At 64.4% G+C, this 16696-nt stretch carries 16 protein-coding genes; 4 read left to right on the plus strand and 12 right to left on the minus strand.

The window, feature by feature from the left end; translation table 11 throughout:
* Window positions 1-152: 152 nt before the first annotated feature.
* From K7711_RS36155 to K7711_RS36165, 3 genes are all read right to left on the minus strand, one after another.
* Window positions 153-1631: an aldehyde dehydrogenase family protein gene (locus K7711_RS36155; RefSeq protein WP_222975422.1), complete on the minus strand. Its 1479-nt coding sequence runs from the start codon at window positions 1629-1631 to the stop codon at window positions 153-155.
* 6 nt (window positions 1632-1637) lie between these two features.
* Window positions 1638-2480 carry an N-acyl homoserine lactonase family protein gene (locus K7711_RS36160; RefSeq protein WP_222975424.1) on the minus strand — a complete coding sequence of 281 codons (843 nt, stop codon included), beginning with the start codon at window positions 2478-2480 and terminating at the stop codon, window positions 1638-1640.
* Between the two features lie 97 nt (window positions 2481-2577).
* Window positions 2578-3696 carry an NDMA-dependent alcohol dehydrogenase gene (locus K7711_RS36165; RefSeq protein WP_222975426.1) on the minus strand — a complete coding sequence of 373 codons (1119 nt, stop codon included), beginning with the start codon at window positions 3694-3696 and terminating at the stop codon, window positions 2578-2580.
* A gap of 83 nt (window positions 3697-3779) precedes the next feature.
* Between K7711_RS36165 and K7711_RS36170 the strand changes: the two genes are divergently transcribed.
* Window positions 3780-4028: a hypothetical protein gene (locus tag K7711_RS36170; protein ID WP_222975429.1), complete on the plus strand. Its 249-nt coding sequence runs from the start codon at window positions 3780-3782 to the stop codon at window positions 4026-4028.
* Between the two features lie 108 nt (window positions 4029-4136).
* On the opposite strand, the gene K7711_RS36175 is transcribed toward K7711_RS36170, so the two are convergent.
* Window positions 4137-5060 carry a hypothetical protein gene (locus tag K7711_RS36175; protein WP_222975431.1) on the minus strand — a complete coding sequence of 308 codons (924 nt, stop codon included), beginning with the start codon at window positions 5058-5060 and terminating at the stop codon, window positions 4137-4139.
* A 463-nt stretch (window positions 5061-5523) separates the two neighbouring features.
* On the opposite strand from K7711_RS36175, the gene K7711_RS36180 reads away from it, so the two are divergent.
* Both K7711_RS36180 and K7711_RS36185 read left to right on the plus strand, forming a co-directional pair.
* Window positions 5524-6063, plus strand: coding sequence for a nuclear transport factor 2 family protein (locus K7711_RS36180; RefSeq protein ID WP_222975433.1), 540 nt, complete (start codon window positions 5524-5526; stop codon window positions 6061-6063).
* Window positions 6064-6228: 165 nt separating this feature from the next.
* Window positions 6229-7161 carry an alpha/beta hydrolase fold domain-containing protein gene (locus tag K7711_RS36185; protein ID WP_222975435.1) on the plus strand — a complete coding sequence of 311 codons (933 nt, stop codon included), beginning with the start codon at window positions 6229-6231 and terminating at the stop codon, window positions 7159-7161.
* Window positions 7162-8280: 1119 nt separating this feature from the next.
* Here the strand turns inward: K7711_RS36185 and K7711_RS36190 are convergent.
* From K7711_RS36190 to K7711_RS36210, 5 genes are all read right to left on the minus strand, one after another.
* Window positions 8281-9300 (minus strand): zinc-dependent alcohol dehydrogenase family protein, encoded by a 1020-nt coding sequence (locus K7711_RS36190; RefSeq protein WP_222975436.1) that lies wholly within the window; start codon window positions 9298-9300, stop codon window positions 8281-8283.
* 192 nt (window positions 9301-9492) lie between these two features.
* Window positions 9493-9927, minus strand: a complete 435-nt coding sequence (locus K7711_RS36195; protein WP_222975438.1) for a cupin domain-containing protein — start codon at window positions 9925-9927, stop codon at window positions 9493-9495.
* A 162-nt stretch (window positions 9928-10089) separates the two neighbouring features.
* Window positions 10090-10566: a Dps family protein gene (locus K7711_RS36200; RefSeq protein WP_222975440.1), complete on the minus strand. Its 477-nt coding sequence runs from the start codon at window positions 10564-10566 to the stop codon at window positions 10090-10092.
* 174 nt (window positions 10567-10740) lie between these two features.
* Entirely contained in the window at window positions 10741-11397 is a 657-nt protein-coding gene (locus K7711_RS36205; RefSeq protein ID WP_222975442.1) for a TetR/AcrR family transcriptional regulator, read from the minus strand.
* Complete coding sequence (locus tag K7711_RS36210) at window positions 11394-12293, minus strand: NAD(P)-dependent oxidoreductase (RefSeq protein WP_222975444.1); 900 nt, start codon at window positions 12291-12293, stop codon at window positions 11394-11396. Before K7711_RS36210 ends, K7711_RS36205 begins: the two co-directional genes overlap by 4 nt.
* A 304-nt stretch (window positions 12294-12597) precedes the next feature.
* Here K7711_RS36210 and K7711_RS36215 point away from each other — a divergent pair, with 304 nt between their 5' ends.
* Complete coding sequence (locus K7711_RS36215; RefSeq protein ID WP_222975446.1) at window positions 12598-13293, plus strand: aquaporin; 696 nt, start codon at window positions 12598-12600, stop codon at window positions 13291-13293.
* Window positions 13294-13472: 179 nt separating this feature from the next.
* Here the strand turns inward: K7711_RS36215 and K7711_RS36220 are convergent, their stop codons facing one another.
* The 3 genes from K7711_RS36220 to K7711_RS36230 form a co-directional block, all read right to left on the minus strand.
* Window positions 13473-14186 carry an NADPH-dependent FMN reductase gene (locus tag K7711_RS36220; RefSeq protein WP_235748299.1) on the minus strand — a complete coding sequence of 238 codons (714 nt, stop codon included), beginning with the start codon at window positions 14184-14186 and terminating at the stop codon, window positions 13473-13475.
* Window positions 14187-14484: 298 nt separating this feature from the next.
* Window positions 14485-14952 (minus strand): hypothetical protein, encoded by a 468-nt coding sequence (locus K7711_RS36225; RefSeq protein ID WP_222975448.1) that lies wholly within the window; start codon window positions 14950-14952, stop codon window positions 14485-14487.
* A gap of 31 nt (window positions 14953-14983) precedes the next feature.
* Window positions 14984-16690, minus strand: coding sequence for an alpha-keto acid decarboxylase family protein (locus K7711_RS36230; RefSeq protein WP_222975450.1), 1707 nt, complete (start codon window positions 16688-16690; stop codon window positions 14984-14986).
* Window positions 16691-16696 lie beyond the last annotated feature (6 nt).

A 16696-nucleotide genomic window follows, 5' to 3' on the forward strand; every position in this document is an offset into this window, starting at 1 on the left:
CTACGACTTGTTCGGTGCGGTAACCCGATTCGATCCGCACGGCGAGGCTCTGCTTCCGCGGCATCTCACCCGCCCGCGGGCAGGTGAGATGGCGCTGTTGTTACGCCGGTTGTTCCCGCGGCGGCGGGGCGGAGTCCTCGGCCCGCGAGCGATCAGAAGAGGCTGGTGACGACCGACTTCGTCTCCAGGTATTCCTCGAGTGCGTCGGGCCCGCTCTCGCGTCCCCAGCCGGACTGTTTGTAACCGCCCACGGGCATCTGCACGCCGCCTGCTCGGTGGACGTTGATACCGATGCGTCCGGCGCGCAGTTCGCGGGCGATGGAGTGCGCGCGGCCGATGTCGCGGGTCCAGATGCTGCCGGCGAGGCCGTAGTCGGAGTTGTTGGCTTCTTCGACGGCTTGTGCGATGTCGTCGATGCGCATGGCGGTGAGTACGGGACCGAAGATCTCTTCGCGCACTACCGACATGGAGGCGTCGACATCGGCCAGGACGGTGGGTTGGTAGAAGTAGCCGCGGTCGCCGATGCGGTGTCCGCCGGTGACAAGGGTTGCGCCGGAATCGATTCCGGTCTGGACATAGCCGGCAACACGGTCGAGGTGTCGTTGGGAGATGAGCGGTCCGAGGTCGGTGTCGGGGTCGGTGGCGTAGCCGACCTTGTAGGCGGTGATGTGATCGGCGATGCCGTCGACGAGTTCGTCGAAGACGTCGCCGTGGGCGTAGAGGCGGGTTCCGGCGGTACATATCTGGCCGGTGTTCCAGAACATGCCGGTGGCGATGCCGGGGATTGCCGCGGACAGGTCGGCGTCGGCCAGGACGATGACCGGTGATTTGCCGCCGAGTTCCAGCGAGAGCTTCTTCAGGTTGCCCGCTGCGGCTGCCACGATGCGACGCCCGACCTCGGTGGATCCGGTGAAGCTGACCTTGTCGATGTCGGTGTGTGCTGCGAGCGCGGCACCGACGTCGCCGTGGCCGGTGACGATATTGACCACGCCGTCGGGGATTCCGGCGTCGAGAAGGAGGCGTCCGACGGCGAGCGCGGACAGCGACGCTTCCTCGGAGGGCTTGAGCACGCAGGAACAGCCGGCGGCGAGTGCGGGCGCCAGTTTCTGCGCGATGGCGATCATCGGGGCGTTCCACGGCACGATCATGCCGACGACGCCGACGGGTTCGCGCAGGGTGTAGCCGAGGAATCGGCGGTCCTGCGGTCCGATGTCGACGCTGCGGCCGTCGATCTTGTCGGCCCATCCGGCGAAGTAGCGGAACTGGTTGGCAGCTTCGGCGAGCATGAGTTGTGCTTGGGTGACCGGCATTCCGACATCGGTGGTTTCCAGGCGGACCAGTTCATCGGTGTTGGCTTCGAGGACGTCGGCGACCTGCCAGAGGATGCGCCCGCGCTCAGGGCCGGACAGCTTCCGCCACCGCTGCTCGTTGAACGCGCGTCGCGCCGCCGAGGCGGCGTGGTCGACATCGTCGCTCGTGCCTTGTGCGACCTCGGTGACAACTTGTCCGGTCCCGGGATCGATCGTCGGGATCGTCGTGCGGGTGGTGGGCTCGGTCCACTGCCCATTGATGAGCAGGCGCCCCGGCTCGAGCAGACGACTGGTGAGCGTGCTGATCGTTTCGGTAGTCATGATGGCCTATCGGGCGAGTTCGGGCGTTGGGTTGTGCGGGCGCAACCCGTCCGCACTGGTGATTTCCATACCTGAGGCACGCAGTTGCGCCCAGTCTTCGGGATCATGGCTGATCCACACCGTGGTGCCCGGTTGGGTAGTGAGCAGTTTGATCTTCTGCAGTGAACTGACCTTGTTGAGGCGGTCGACGTCGAAAGGCATCCCGGTTGTCTGCGCGATGCTGGCCTTTTTGTGCGCTGCGTCGCTGGTGAGGATGAGGGTGCTGTCGTCGGGAAGACGCAGCTTCAATCCGATGGTGCCCGGGGTGTGACCGTGCAACGACAGCAGCACAACGCTGCCGTCGCCGAACAGGTCGTGGTCGTATCCGGCCGGGACTTCGCTCCAGTCGATCCTCGCCGCGGCGGTGATGTCGGCTTCCCGGAAGAACGCGGCGTCGAGGTTGCTGGGGGTGCGGGCGTAACGCAGCTCACCCGCGCCGATGAACCCTTGGGCGTGTGGAAACAGGTCGAGCCCGCCCGTGTGGTCGAAATGCATGTGTGACAGCACGATTCGCTTGACATCGATGGTCTTGTATCCCAGGGACTCGATCTGCCGGTCGAGCCGGTATGCCTCCGGGAATTCGATCCGAAACGCCGACGCCATCTCGCCGTAAGCGGCTGCCGGGTCGCCGGCCCCATCGCTGGCCAGACCGGTGTCGAACAGCAACAGTCCCTCGTCGTGTTCGATCAGAAACGCGGGAGAGGGAATGGTCTCGTCGATGCCACCGGTTCCCAACAGGAGTATGCCGCAGTCGACGGTCAGGCTGGGGGCGTCCAGCGCCCACACCCGGCGAATGGTGTTGATGCCCATGTTGTCTCCTCGAGTGTGCACCGGCCGGGAACCGAACCCAGCACATTTCCGGTCGGCGCATCGTGGTGGTGGTGCTCGCGGCTGTTGTTCCAGGCGATCAGTCGTAGCTGATGACGCCGCGAATGTTCTTGCCTTCGTGGAGATCTCGATAGCCTTGGGCGATGTCGTCGAGGGGATAGGTCCGAGTGATCATCTCGTCGAGTTCGAGCTGACCGGATTTGTAGAGCGACAGCAGACGTTTGATGTCCCAGTTCCCGTTCGTCGCCCCGAACAGTGCGCCCTGCAGTCGCTTCTGGGAGAGCGTGAGATCGAACAGGGGGATCGGCGCACCGACGGTGTCGTGACTTCCGACCGCGGTGACGACCACGGTCCCGGCCTTGCGGATCGCGGAAAAAGCCTGGCCCACATGTTCGGACCGGACTACTCCGACTGTGATGATCGCCGAGTCCGCGCCCTGTCCGTTGGTGAACTGCCGAGCCAGCTCGGCGGCCTCCTCGATCGTCTCCACCGCGTGGGTGGCACCGAACACCGGCCCCTGTTCCCGCTTGAAGGGGTTCGGATCCACGGCGATGATGTGTTCGGCGCCACCGAATTTCGCGCCCTGCAGCGCGTTGACCCCGATGCCGCCGATGCCCATCACGATGACTGTGTCCCCCGGCTGGACGTCGGCGGAGTTGACGGCCGAGCCCCAGCCCGTGCTCACGCTGCACCCCACCAAACATGCCTTGTCCAGCGGGATGTCCTCATCGATCTTGACGACCGAATCGAGAGAGACGGTGGTGGTCTCGACGAATGTCGAGATCCCGCACATCTGCCCGACCGGCTCGCCGGCTGTGGTGTGCAGCCGATAGCTGCCGTCGGTCCACCGCGGACCGGCCAGAATGCCCGCTCCCAGATCACACAGGCTCGACATCCCCGATGAACACCACCGGCAATGACCGCACGACGGGATCGCCGAGAACACCACGTGGTCACCTTCGGCGATGCCTTTGCTGTTCGGGCCAACTTTCGTGACGATTCCGGCGCCCTCGTGCCCCAGCGCGAACGGATACGTGCCGACGGGCAGATCGCCCTTCGCGTGATGATCGTCGGAATGGCACAGCCCCGACGCCACCAGTTTGACCTGCACCTCGTCCGGATATGGATCGTTCAGCTCCATATCGATGACTTCGAGCTCTCCGGGCGCCTTGCGAATTACCGCACCTCGAACCTGCATGCGTGACCTCCTCGTAGATTCAAAGCATAATATATAGTATGTAAATCGCGGCGAGGTTCGTACGCATCAGTTGGTGAGCGGTCGTGGAACACATCGGCCGTCGATTGCGCGAGCAATTGGTCGAATTGTTCGGCACGGAGCTCGCCGCCCACCCGGACTATCCGAAGGTCTCGATGTTGACGGTCGAGGTTGCCCGCGGTCTGGCGTTCAGTGCCCCGATTCGCCGAGGCCACGGGGATGCGCTACTGCTCGACTACTGGTGCTCGGCCGCGGCGACGATGCTCGGCCGCCCGGCTTCCGCCGACGACCACGACCACCATGCTTTGGTCTGAGATCGTTGGAAACGGCTCGACCGATTCTGCGGGTAGCCGGTGCGCTCACCAACGCCTCGTCGTGTGGCAGGTGACCGGTACGCGATCCGCAACCCATGCGCAGCGGCTTCAGTAGTCGCCGAGGCGGCGGAGGAATTCTGCGGCGATGTATCGCATGCGACCGGCGGTCGTTCGCAGGTCGTAGCCGAGGAGCCGGGTCAAACTGGCGTGCTTGTCCTGCAATGTCGAGTGGTGCATCGCGAGCTCGACCGCGGCGCTGCGGAGACTGGACGAATCGGAGAGCACCCGAAGGATTTCCGCCGATCGGTCATCCAGACGCGCAAGCGCTGTCACGTCTTCATGCGGTGCGGCCGGATCGTGGGCGCGGGCCAGAATGATCATCGCTCCGAGGTCGGTGGCGTCGACGACGGGCGTCGACGAGTTGGTCAGTCGATGTGCGATGACCGCTCCTTCCCACGATTCCGGAGCTTGGTCGGCACGCACCCATTTCCCCAGGCCGGCGGGTCGGGGAGGGGTGATGTGGCCGGTCATGTCCAGGCTCGCCTGGAGGATCCCGTACCGAGTAGGAACGGCCGCCGAGATGCCCGTCGGCGCTGTACCCATTTCGGTGGCGATGAGCCTGATCCGGGTGCTCGGATCGAGGTGCAGCCTTACCAGCCCGGGCGCGCGTTCGTCGACCGATCGCGCCTGGTCGATGATGAGGGCAAGCCCGGCCGCCCCGGTGTTCCATGTATCGATGAGTTCGACCGCGAGAGCCAGCCGCTCGAGGATCAGCTCGTCGTTGACGTGAGGCGTGTCGTCGCGTTCGAACCACACGCTCCCACCGGCGCAAAGTCGCTCCGGTCTTCGTGCCCCCCGGCTGTCGCCGACAACGCTGCGACCTGCTGGGTCGAACCGTGAGATACGCCCGTTTCGTGATGCCCCCGCCACCGTCCTGGACAGAACCGCCGCCCCGCGCAACAACGCATCGAGGCCGACCCTGCTGACGATGAGCGCGTCGAAATACCTGACAACTTCGAGGGCGTCGCTCACGTCCGGGGACAGTCTGCCCACGAGTTCGTGCCTCCATACCTGGGTGATCGAGTGGATTTCCGTGCGAATCTCACGCGGTGTTCTATTCGCCGATGATACGCGTGGGATTCGAGTTCGGTATCGAATCGGTTCGAAATTCAGCCCGATGACGATCGCGTTCCGGGACTGCGCTCGACTGCCGTGGCAGCAACCGGAAATCATCACATTCCAACCCGCATGGCGTTACCCGCCAAATGTGGCACAAAAGGGCCGATATGCCAGCCGATTGTGCATTGATCTCCGAGTATGCCGACCGCGAATGTCGTATGGCGGACGGGACGTTGACAAAGCTGTGCCACCCTTCTATTCTCCGATAGATCGGTCTATCAAGACTGGAAGGTTCGAGCCGAACGAATCTTTCCCGACCTGACAGGGCACATGCCCTCGAATTATCGTCTTCGGTTTTCGAGAACAGGATTCGAAAATGCATGAACTGACATTTGAGCAAATGGAAAACATCCTCCTCGCTCACGAGAAGGCGGAGTTGGAGATGGATATCGAGGCGACTATGGCAACTGTCTCGCCGGACGGCCGTTGGGAGTTTCCCAGTGACGGATTGGTGGCAATCGGGCACGAGGCAATTCGCGAGCACTACCGGCGGATGCTTCCCGGCGCTCAGCAATGGAATATCGCAGCCGAGAAGCGGGTACATGCGGGAGGCTCGAACTCGCTGGTCCGCGAGGCGTGGGTATCGTGGAACACGCCCGAGGGGGGTCGCCTCAAAGGGTTGTACCTGGTGGTGATGACTTTCGATCCCGAGACGAAACTTATCTCGGCCGAGCGGCTCTACACGGACTCCAATTACGCAAAATTCATGGAACGTCAGCTGGACGTCGAAACCTATAAGGACTTCCCGGGCGTGCATACGATCGAATCGGTGGCGCCTGTCATCGATACGCATGACGCCTTCGCGATGGCCCAGTCGCGCGGAATGACTATCGACGGAAAATACGGACGGAAATGAACCGTCGGGGAGTGTAGAGATCTCGGGGGTTGTCGATCCACGCTGGATTATGCCACCGCGCCACAGTGTGTGTACACAACCGTCCGGTGCGGTTTGTCACGGCATACACGCGCGGAAGTCCGGTGTCGAAACGTCGAGCGTTACTGAAGGACCAAAGGTGTCAGAATGACAACGAATCCGATGTTGTCCAAATTTTCTTCGTTCCGATTGCGGAAATTGCCGGGCGTGGCCCTGTATTACGCGATCAAGCTGGCGCCGATCGATTTGGGTGATCCGGCCTTCTTCGCGCGGATGCTCGAAAAAGATCGCGCGGCGGGACCGAAGCGCCCGTCGCGCCGGGCTCTGGCCAAACTCGACTTCCGGGAGGGCGTTGAGGAGGGACTGCGCACGTTTCGCGCCAGACGCAAGGGCGCTCCGGAAACTCCACTGCGACTGCTCTTTCTACATGGCGGCGCCTGCATCATGGATCTCCAGACGATCCAGTGGAATATCCCGATCGGCCTGCTCGAACGCGTCGACGCCGAGGTGGTGGCTCCGATCTATCCGCTCGGCCCGGAGGCGGATTGGCAGGAGACGACCACGGCGATCAAGCAGCACTACCTAGCCCTTGCCGAGGCTCACGGTGCGGAGAACATCATCGTCTTCGGCGACTCCGCGGGCGCCTCCCTGACACTGCTGCTCGCACAGGCGCTGCGCGATGGGGGACTTCCGCAGCCCAAGGCGCTCCTCCTCTTCTCGCCGGCGCTCGACCTCACCGGCACCGACCCCGGGCAGATAGCCCTCGCACGTCGCGACCCCATGTTGTCGCTGAACTTGCTGAAAGAAGTCGAGCACCGGTGGCTCAAAGGACTTCCGCCCGACGACCCGCGGGTCAGCGCGTTGTTCGCCTCACACGCCGATCTGCCTCCGACCATGATCTTCAGCGGGGACCGCGAATTCGTGCACTCCGACGCACTCCGGTTGAAGGCCGTCAACCCGTCGGTCGATCACCGGCCCTACCCAGGCATGGTGCACGTCTGGCCCAACTTTTCCATCCCCGAAGCCCGTCAGGCCCTCGATGAGGCAGCGTCGTTCATCCGTCTGCACAGCCGCGCCTGATGCCCGCGCCGTGCATGTCTGCAACCTGCCTTCAGTGCAGGCCCGGTGTCGGTACCGCACCGCGGTCGCGGACGAGCTGTTCATGATCCGCGGATGCGTGAACTGCGACAAGCTGTTTGCGCCGCAGAACTGGATGTCTTCGGGAAGCGCGGTGGCGTGTACACGGCGATACGGACAGCTGCCTCGAGCTCCTCTACGAGATGATGAAGGAGGACTCGAGGCTCTCCACAACACCCGACAGTGCTCAATGTGGCACCCAAAGTGGCACTGTTCAACCGGTTACACGCGGTTGAACAGGGGAAATGCCCAGTCCTAGCTCAGCCCTTCTTCATCATCTCGTAGACCCCCAATGATCGCGTGTGACCTGGCGTGATTTGGGGGTCTACCCGTGTTGACCTGGTGTTATGGTTCCCGTCGTGTCTGGTTGATCCTCGCTGTTTCCCATGGATTCCCACGGTTTGGGCCGCAAAGTGGCACTCAAAGTGGCAGCGGGATTCCCGTCGTTTCCCGACGTCGTACAGCTGTTGGCGCGGCTTATCGGGGTGTTTGGGTGCGGCAGGCGCGGCGCCCGATCGGATTACCGTGGACCGTCAGGCGATGCTGCCGCTGCCGCCGGTCGCGCGGGAAACGGGTGGCGTGAGCTTGCTGCCTGGCCGCACTGCGGCTGGCCGATCGTGCCGCGCTCGGCGCGAGGCTGAAAGCGGTCGTCGCAGGTTCGTGCCCCCCGGCGGGGCACTGTAAGGATGGGACTGGCGTTGAACAGCGGTTTTCGTAGGGAAACGCTGACAACTGAAGCGCGTTTTGGCTATCCGAAGCCGTTTCGATCCCGTTGATCCGTATTAGGGCGTGTTGTCGGGTGTAGGACTGCTCGAGGTCCATCGCTTGCCCGACGTGTCCCAGGAGGTGTTCCGGCGACATCTCTTGGGTCATAACCCGACGGATCACGATAAAGCAGTCTCTGTAGAGCAACCGCTATGCGAGGGCAATCTCACCGTCGAGGAGCTATCCACACTCACTTCGGACGTCACGCCTGGTCCCCGCTCGCATGATCTGAAGCGAGGAGCGAGATTCAGGGTTGGGCCGGGCCGCGCTTATTCGTCGCAGAGCGGCGTCTGCGTCCTATTGTTCGAATACCAGCAGCGGTTTGCCCCCGTGTTCGGGAGCTTCGGCCGAATAGACGGCGTCGCTGAACATTTCGAGGGGGATCGGCTGGCCCTCAGGCACGCGCAGCGCACCGCTGTCGGCGAGCTGAAGCGTCCGGTCGATCGCGGCGGCTATTCGATCCTTCGGGGTCTCGGTGATCCAGCGGAACAGCCAGAACCCCCGGACGGTCTTGGTTTCGTAGATCAGCGAGCGTGCGAAGACCGGGACAACGAGTTTGTCGGGATCGGTTTGGCGGTGCGTGGACAGCGCACCGTAGACGACCAACTCCCCGTGCGGCGCCAGCGCACGCGAGACGTCCGCACCCACCTGACCGCCGACACAGTCGATCGCCTTGGACACCCCGTTGTGGCCGGCTATATCCGCTACCCGTTCGCGCAGGTCCTCGTCCGCCGTACAGATCACCGCGGTACCGCCGAGTGCGAGGATTTCCTCGACCGCGGACCGGCGGCGGACCACGTTGAGGGTCTTGAAGCCGACGTGTGCTCCGAGTTGGATGACCAATTGGCCCACGGTCGAACCGGCCGCGGTCTGCACGAGCCATTCACCCGGTCGAACATCGAGCTCGGCACCGGTCAAGATCACGGCGGTGAGCGGATTGGTGAGAATCTGGGCGGCCGTGGAATCGCTCATGCCCGCGGGAACAGGCAGGACCCGCGCGGCCTCGGCGACGATGTACTCCTGCCACGTGCCCGTGACTCCGATCGTGACGACGCGTTGCCCGATACTCAAACCACCTGTGCCGCTACCGAGTTCGTCGATCACACCCACGGATTCGATTCCGGGCACGGCGGGGAACTCCGGGGTGAATCCGTATCTGCCGCGGATGGTGTGCAGATCGCTGGCATGCACGGGTACAGCCACGACCCGGATCCGGACCTCGCCGGGACCGGGCTCGGGAATCGGGCGGGCCCGCAGGTGCAGGACCTCGGACGGTTCGCCCAACGTGTCGGCAACGAGAGACCGCATGGTTGTCATCTTCCCGGCGCTCCTCGAGTTGGATCCAGATCTCACACGGTTCGATGTGCATCGCGTCGACCTCGCCTTTCGACAAACGGGATTCGATTCAGCGCGGCCACAATCCAGCCCTACCCCTTCAATGCTGCCACCACTGGAAGCCGTCGGCTTCCATGACGGTGTAGGGCTCCGGTTTTCCTCGTCGGTGTCGCGTCACTGCATATTGTTTCGGGCCATGAAACTGCGGGCGTCACCGTCTGTGGGGTCGACGAACACGATGTCGTCGGGTCGTCGCCGTGGCACATCGACGGACAGCACGACAAAGGGATGTGTGGTGATCTCCGGGAATCCGTGGACCTGTGTCCGTGCGAAGCGAAGGAACATTCCCGGGCGTGCCGGGTTTTCGGTACCAGCGAGACGGAATACCCCCTCGCCGCTGACCACGTACAGGTGCTCGTCACAGTCGTTGTGGTAATGCAGCGGAAGGGTGCGGTAGATCCGGAAAATCCGGCTGCTGGCCTCGGGAAAGTCGCTGAAATATCTGTCGGCCAGCATCGATTCGGATGTCTCGGGCAGCTTGCCGATCTCGGCGAGTACATCGAAGACCTGCCGAGAATTGTCCGTCTGAGGTACGAAGTCATCGTTCATTGCACACGCTCTTTTCTGCCTCGCCAGTTGGGGACGTTTGCGTTCGAGCAAGAACCGAAGCGGCGGAGTACATGAGTAACCCGCCGCCCGGACGCTCACGAGGGCTCCGCTCACGACGGTGTGATGGCGGCCGTGGTAACGGATAGCGGCCCGGGCCGCCGGTCACGCGCTGCGGTTTTCCGAGCTGAGCATCCATGCCTGCTTTTCGAGCGCGTCGATGAGTTGATGCAGCAGATCAGCGGTCGAGGGGTCTTCGGCGTCGACGTCGTCGTGGACCTCGCGCACGGTCCCCGCAGCCCCGCGTAATTGTGCGGTGAGCGCGTCGACGGTGTCGAACGTGCTCCGTTCGCCGGGCGGCAGCAGCGGCAGCGTGGTCGTTTCGGCCACGGTGCTCGGGCGGCCGTCGGGCACGGCGTCCAGGGCGCGCATGCGTTCGGCGATGGTGTCACCGGACTCGCGTGCCAGGTCGACGATTTCGTCGAGTTGCAGATGCAGGTCCCGGAAGTTGTGACCGACCACGTTCCAGTGCGCCTGCTTGCCGTTGAGGTGCAACGCGATCAGATCGGCCAGGACGCGCTGTAAGTGCTCGGTGAGCTTGGTCGAGGCGCGGAAACGGGCGGGGGATTGCACGGTTGTCATGATGTGCTCCTAGATCTATCAGAAATTGTTGTCGGCCAATATGTTTCGATTCAGGTTGTCGTCGAGGACGAGGTCATCGACGTGTCGGTTCAGTCGGTGTTCGAGGCGGTGTGCCCATGTGAGAAAACGGTGGTGATCGGTTCGCGGCACGGGAGGTCGGCGGCAACGCTGCGGTCATCGTGTGTCCCCCTGGGGACGTTCCGGGTTCGTGGTTTCGTGACGGGGGTGCTGGTTGGTTCGTGGGCGGAGGCCGTCCAGGACGACGTCGACGATGTCGTCGACGAAAGTGTGGTCGAGTGGTGCGTGGCCGTGCATCAGCCGGTGGTAGACGGGCCCGTAGAGCATGTCCAGGACGGTTTCGATGCGTGTGCGGGCGGGTATCTCGCCGCGGGCGATGGCTTGCTGCAGGATCATCCGTCCGTGGTCGCGACGCTGTTCGAGGAAGCGGGCGCGGTAGGTGAGTGCGAACTCCGGGTCGGTGACCACTTGCCCGAGTAGTCCGGCGATGACGCGACCGTATGGGCGTCGGGCGATCAGTTCTGTCCACGGCCACAACAGGTTTCGCAGATCATCGCGCAGCGAACCGGTGTCGGGCGCGGCAGGCGCGGATTCCCATTTCCGGTACAGGGCGTCCATGGCGAGCGTTTCCTTGCTCGGCCACCAGCGATAGATGGTGGCCTTGCTGACCCCGGCCGCTGCGGCCACGGTGTCCATGTTCATGGCGGCGACGCCGTGGTCGAGCAACGCCTCCATCGCCACGTCCAGGATCGTCTCGCGGGCTTTCTCGTTGCGTGGGCGGCCGCGGCGCACGGTCGTGGGGGCCTCGCTCACGGCCGGCTCCCGGAGTAGTCGGCGTCGGTCGCGATCCGGCCGTGCAGGGCGGCGTACAGCCCGGCCAGGTCGCGGTTCGCGTACCCGTGGTCCACCGCGAGGTCGACGGCGTTGGAAACGGCTGTGGCACAGGCCATGTGCATCCCGAGACCGGCCGCGGCCTCGGTTGCCAGACGCAGGTCCTTGCGCATGGCGCGCAGATCGAACCAGGCACGATGGGGCAGGTGTAGGGCCATCGGCGCGCGTGTCCGCAGTGCGGGTGATCCGATGGGGCTGTCGGTCATCACCGATGCGGCCTGCTCGGGGTCGATTCCCGCCTTCTCGGCCAGCATCAGCGCTTCGCTGAAGGCCAGGACCTGGTTGGCCAGAGCGACGTTCATCGCCAACTTCAGGGTCAGGGCCTGGGTGCGGGTTCCGACGTAGGCGACCTGGCGGCCGAGCCGATACAGCAGGGGTTCGATCGCGGTGACCGCGCCGAACGGCCCACCCGCGAGGATGACCAGGCTGCCCTCGGCGGCTGCGGGCACACTTCCCGATACCGGCGCGCTGACCATGTGAGCGCCCCGGGACTCGACCCGGTCGGCGAGCTCGGCCACGGTGTCGGGGCCGACCGTGCTCATATCGACGACGATCTGTCCGTGGCGCAGTCCGGCCAGGATGCCGTCGGGGCCCTCGTGGACCGCGCGCAAGGCCGCGTCATCGGACACCATGGTGAAAACAACGTCTACCGGACGAGTGACGTGACGCGGTGTCTCGCGCCAGATCATGCCGCGTTCCACCAGGCCGGCGGCTTTGGCAGGTGTGCGGTTGGTGCCGCACACGGTGTTGCCGTCGAGCAGACGTCGCACGAAACGACTTCCCATGGCCCCCAGGCCAACGAAACCGATTGTCGCCATGCGCATTTCCTTTCTTTCCGGGATGCCGATGCGATCCGGGGTGATCGCTGCTGTGTCGGCGGCTCCGGCCGGGTGATTGCGGTTGCTCGGATCGCGCCGGGCTTCTGCGCTCCGGTTCGGCACCTCTGCCAATTACGGTACTAAGAGTTTTGTATATCGCCAGAGGTGATACGGGAACGTAACCCGGTGGGTGCAGTCGAAACCAGGTTGCAACTGCATACATAGATTGCTCTGAGGATGAGTCGCACAGATCTGCCTACCGTTGACCTTTACGAGCCTGTCAGTTTCGGAAAGGTGGGGCCTCATGCCCGGTACGACGAACGTCGACACGATCGGCGCCGACATTCCCCGCGCGGACCCGATACTCGACGCCGCTCGCAGACTCACTGTCGAGGCGATCGGCACGTTCTTCCTGGTCTTGGTCGTCGGCGCTACCGCGCACAGCGGAACCGTTCTCGCGCCCCTGGCCGTCGGAGCCGTGCTGATGGTGATGGTGTGCGCGGGCGAGCGCGTGTCCGGTGGTCATTACAATCCCGCGGTCACCTTGGCCGTGCTCATCCGCGGCGGAATCCGGCCCGGCGCTGCCTGCGCCTACTGGCTCACGCAGGTAATGGCCGGGCTGGTTGCCGCACTTGTGGTTCCGGTGGTCTTCGGCTCGAGCCCACCGCATCAGCTCGCACCCACTGGCCGGCTGCTGGCGGATTCTGTGGCGGTGGAATTCCTGTTCGCCTTCGCGCTGGCCTACGTGGTACTCAACGTCACCGCCGGTCGGTCAGGGTCTGCGAACCCATACAACGGCCTGGCGATCGGGTCCACCGTCGCAGTGGGAGCGATCACCGTCGGCGGTCTCTCCGGTGGCGTCTTCAACCCGGCCGTGGTCCTGGGCGCGATCGCGATGAACCTGTTCGCGCCCGCCACGCTGCTCTATATTCCTGCCCAACTTGCCGGTGCGGGAGCAGCAGGGCTGCTGGTCCGATGGCTCCGTCCCCGCGATACCTGACCCGTCGGGTCACCGAGACTCACACCGAGAAAACAGCACTCGAAGGCGACGGTCGGCACCGATCGCCGTTGCGCGCACACGATGCCCGGTTCCACCAGCGGCGGTGAATGAAACGGGAACGTCAGATTGACAACCCGTGAAATAATTCCTGCGCCGAGGTGCGCTACCGCCGATACGCGTCACCGTTGCTGATTAGAGAACCGATGCATGAGGACCCCGATCTCGCCCAGGCTCGCAACTTCCTGGTCGAACTGCGGCAGCATGCGCACACACTGCTGCGCCGCCGGGAGTCGACGCAATCGCCCTCGGGACCGCCCACCCCGGGCATCGACGCCGAGTTGGCCGCGGTGCGCCGACAAATCGAACAGCTCTACACGCGGTTCCCGGAACTGCGACCCGCTCCGACGGCACGCGTCGTCTAGCAGCACAGAGCCCATCCGGCACGCACTCGCATGACACGCACCCCTGCCGAACTCATGCGAACCCACCTGCTGGAGGTCGTCAACGAGCCCGATGCCGACCGTCGGGCCGCAGTGACCGCCACGAGTTACTCCGACGACGTCGTGTGGCATGAGCCGGATCGAATCATCCACGGCCGCAAGGAGTTCGAGCTCCGTGCCGCGCAGGTGCGGGCTGCGAACCCGGACTGGGTCTTCCGGCCGGCAGGCCCTGCATCGGAACTCGACGACGTCGGCCACCTCGGATTCCAGTACGGCCCACCCGACCGGCCTGCGGTCGCGCGGGATCGACCGGTTATATTCCGGCGTCACGAACAACAGGGCGTCGACCGAGGTGATGGCCGCTTTGAGGGCCCGGCCCTCCGGCGGGTAGTCGGCGTCGTAATCCGGGTTGTGCAGCGGCAGATGCTTGATCGGAATCTCGGTGAACGTCAACTGCGGCGGCGCCAGCCGGATCAGGGCCCCAGCGCTGCGTAGAACTCGCCGTCGTCGGGCAACGCGGGGGCATGGGCGTGCCCCGACACCGGGCTGGTCGCTGTAGAAGCGGCGGGCGCGCTCGACCGAGCGAGCGGAGCACTCGGCGTGGTAGGCGCGCTGGATGATCAGCCATTCATCGGCGGTGCGGCGGTCGGGATGACCGGCATGGTCCAGCGGACGACCCCAACGGACGAAGTGAGTGTGGATAACTCCTCGACGATAGGGGTGTCATCAGGCATTGGAGTCATAGGAGCCCCTACGCCGGGTTGGTCGATGGCCCGCCGGCATTGCGGGCTTCGATGGCCGTGATGGTCTTGACGAGCTCTTTGTCGAGCACGCGTTTCCCGACGGTGCCTAGCACCGCCCCGAGTAGATGTCCCTTGAGGTTCTTGCCGTCGCGAACCACCACGGCATCGACTTCGGTGGTCCCATCGGGCCTCGGTGTGAGTGTGTAGGTGTGCCCGGACGCACCGCCCCACAGGTTGGAGTCGGTGGTCGTCATGACGACGTGGCGCGGGTCGGACCAGTCGTAGCGCAGGCGCTCCCAGATGCCGCGCGAGCCCTCGGTGACATCGGCGTGCGTGGAGTCCTGCTCGTGTACCTGGAGGTACTCGTCGGTGCTGTTGCCGAACAACTGCGCCCGACCCGGGCCGAAGTCGGTGAGGGCGGCGATGAACTGCTCGGGCGTCGAGGTGGTGGTGTGCGTGAGGTGGATCGTGGACATCGTGCGCTCCCTGAGATGAGTAGTTGATGTGTCACGCAGGCCGGAGCTGGGCGCCGTCATTGTGTTGTGGGCCGCGGGGACCGTAGTCGAGTTCGGCGCCTCTGTTGCTGCTGGCAGTGACCGAGGCCGGGGAGTCGAAGCGATCCATGACCGATTCGACGAAGATCAGCCTGTCGTTGGGCGCGGACAGGGCCCTGTGCAGCTCGTCTGGAGTCCTGGCGACGAACGATTGCGCCGTGGTGTCGGGGCACAGCACCGGGGGCAGGTCCGCGTAGGCCCAGGTGGCGATGTTGTTGTAGGACTCGCTTCTGCCGAGGTAGCCGCGCTCGATGGTGTATCCCCCGTTGTTGATCAGGAAGATCACCGGCATGTGGTCGTGTCGCAGGATCGTGGAGAGTTCCTGCGCGGTTTGCTGGAACGAGCCGTCGCCGACGAACAGCAGGTGGCGCCGGTGCGGTGCTGCGGTCAACGTGCCGAGCAGGGCTGCGACCGAGTAGCCGATCGAGCCCCAGTTCACTGATCCGACGAAGGTGCAGCCCGGCGGGAGTTGCATGCCGAACAGGGCATACGACGTGCCGTTGTCGACCAGGAGCACATCCTCGGGCCGGATGTAGTTCTGGATTGCCGGCCAGTACACGGCCTGGGTCAGCTTCGCGGAGCTGTCGGCGTGAGCGCGCGGGGTGGTTGCCGCAGGCCGAGGTATCGCACGACCGGCGACCTGGGGCACGGCATCGATGACGCCGCGGAGAACTTCAGCGAGTGTCACCGCCTGGTAGTTGGCGTCGCCGACGTCGGCCGAGTGCCCGCGCAGGTGGATCGTGTCGGCGGGCAGCGACACCGTGAAGTCGCCCGTGGTCACTTCGATCGGCCGGTAGCCGATGCACAGCAGGCAGTCGGCGGCCTGCATATGCTCGATCGTCTGCTGCGCACTCGCCTTGCCGTTGTAGACGCCGACGTACTGCGGGAATGTCTCGTCGATCACGGCCTTGGCCGTGCTGCTCACTGCGACCGGCATGTCCATCTTCTCGGCCAGTTCCATGACTTCGGCGGCGACACCGAATCGGTCCGCGTCCAGATCCACCAGAATTGCCGGTGCCGCGGCGGCGGACAATCGATCCGAGACTGCGGTGATGCACGACCTCAGCCGTTCGGGGTCGCTGGGCGGTTGTTCGAGTGCCAGCGCCTCGGCGGGAACCTCGATATCGAGATAGGCGATGTCGGAAGGTAACTCGAGGTACACCGGCAGCTTCTCCCGCCACGCGGTGAGGATCAGCCTGTCGATCTCGATCGCCGCATTGCAGGGGGTCAGCCTGGCCTGCGCGGCGGTAACCTGCGCGAAGGCGCCCAGGAAGCGGTCCCAGGTTCCATCGGCCATCGTGTGGTGCATCCCCAAGCCCCGGTCGATGGACCGCAGCGGAATCGACCCGCAGAGACAGACCACGGGAACGTGCTCGGCATAGCAGCCGGCAATCCCGTTGATCGCACTCATCGCACCCACGGCGTTCGTCACCAGCAGCGCCCCCATACCGTTCAGCCGCGCATAACCGTCCGCGGCGTAGGCCGCGTTCAATTCGCTGCAATTGCCGACCCATCGCATGGCGCTGTGGTCCTCGAGTTGTTGGAGCAACTCGAGGTTGTAATCACCAGGGACACCGAACAAGTGGCCGATCCCCGCCTCCGCCAGACGGCGCAGCAGAAATTCGCCGATCGTCATTCGTCGGGCCTCGCGCACGGACATCGTGTG

The organism is Nocardia coffeae (assembly GCF_019890715.1).
Taxonomy (GTDB): domain Bacteria; phylum Actinomycetota; class Actinomycetes; order Mycobacteriales; family Mycobacteriaceae; genus Nocardia; species Nocardia jiangxiensis.

Excerpts from the sequence above, each read along its gene's own strand:
- K7711_RS36160 (WP_222975424.1), bottom strand. The coding sequence starts at position 2,480 with ATGGGCATCAACACCATTCGCCGGGTGTGGGCGCTGGACGCCCCCAGC.
- K7711_RS36190 (WP_222975436.1), bottom strand. The coding sequence starts at position 9,300 with ATGACAACCATGCGGTCTCTCGTTGCCGACACGTTGGGCGAACCGTCC.
- K7711_RS36195 (WP_222975438.1), bottom strand. The coding sequence starts at position 9,927 with ATGAACGATGACTTCGTACCTCAGACGGACAATTCTCGGCAGGTCTTC.
- K7711_RS36165 (WP_222975426.1), bottom strand. The coding sequence starts at position 3,696 with ATGCAGGTTCGAGGTGCGGTAATTCGCAAGGCGCCCGGAGAGCTCGAA.
- K7711_RS36185 (WP_222975435.1), top strand. The coding sequence starts at position 6,229 with ATGACAACGAATCCGATGTTGTCCAAATTTTCTTCGTTCCGATTGCGG.
- K7711_RS36215 (WP_222975446.1), top strand. The coding sequence starts at position 12,598 with ATGCCCGGTACGACGAACGTCGACACGATCGGCGCCGACATTCCCCGC.
- K7711_RS36210 (WP_222975444.1), bottom strand. The coding sequence starts at position 12,293 with ATGGCGACAATCGGTTTCGTTGGCCTGGGGGCCATGGGAAGTCGTTTC.
- K7711_RS36180 (WP_222975433.1), top strand. The coding sequence starts at position 5,524 with ATGCATGAACTGACATTTGAGCAAATGGAAAACATCCTCCTCGCTCAC.
- K7711_RS36230 (WP_222975450.1), bottom strand. The coding sequence starts at position 16,690 with ATGTCCGTGCGCGAGGCCCGACGAATGACGATCGGCGAATTTCTGCTG.
- K7711_RS36225 (WP_222975448.1), bottom strand. The coding sequence starts at position 14,952 with ATGTCCACGATCCACCTCACGCACACCACCACCTCGACGCCCGAGCAG.
- K7711_RS36200 (WP_222975440.1), bottom strand. The coding sequence starts at position 10,566 with ATGACAACCGTGCAATCCCCCGCCCGTTTCCGCGCCTCGACCAAGCTC.
- K7711_RS36155 (WP_222975422.1), bottom strand. The coding sequence starts at position 1,631 with ATGACTACCGAAACGATCAGCACGCTCACCAGTCGTCTGCTCGAGCCG.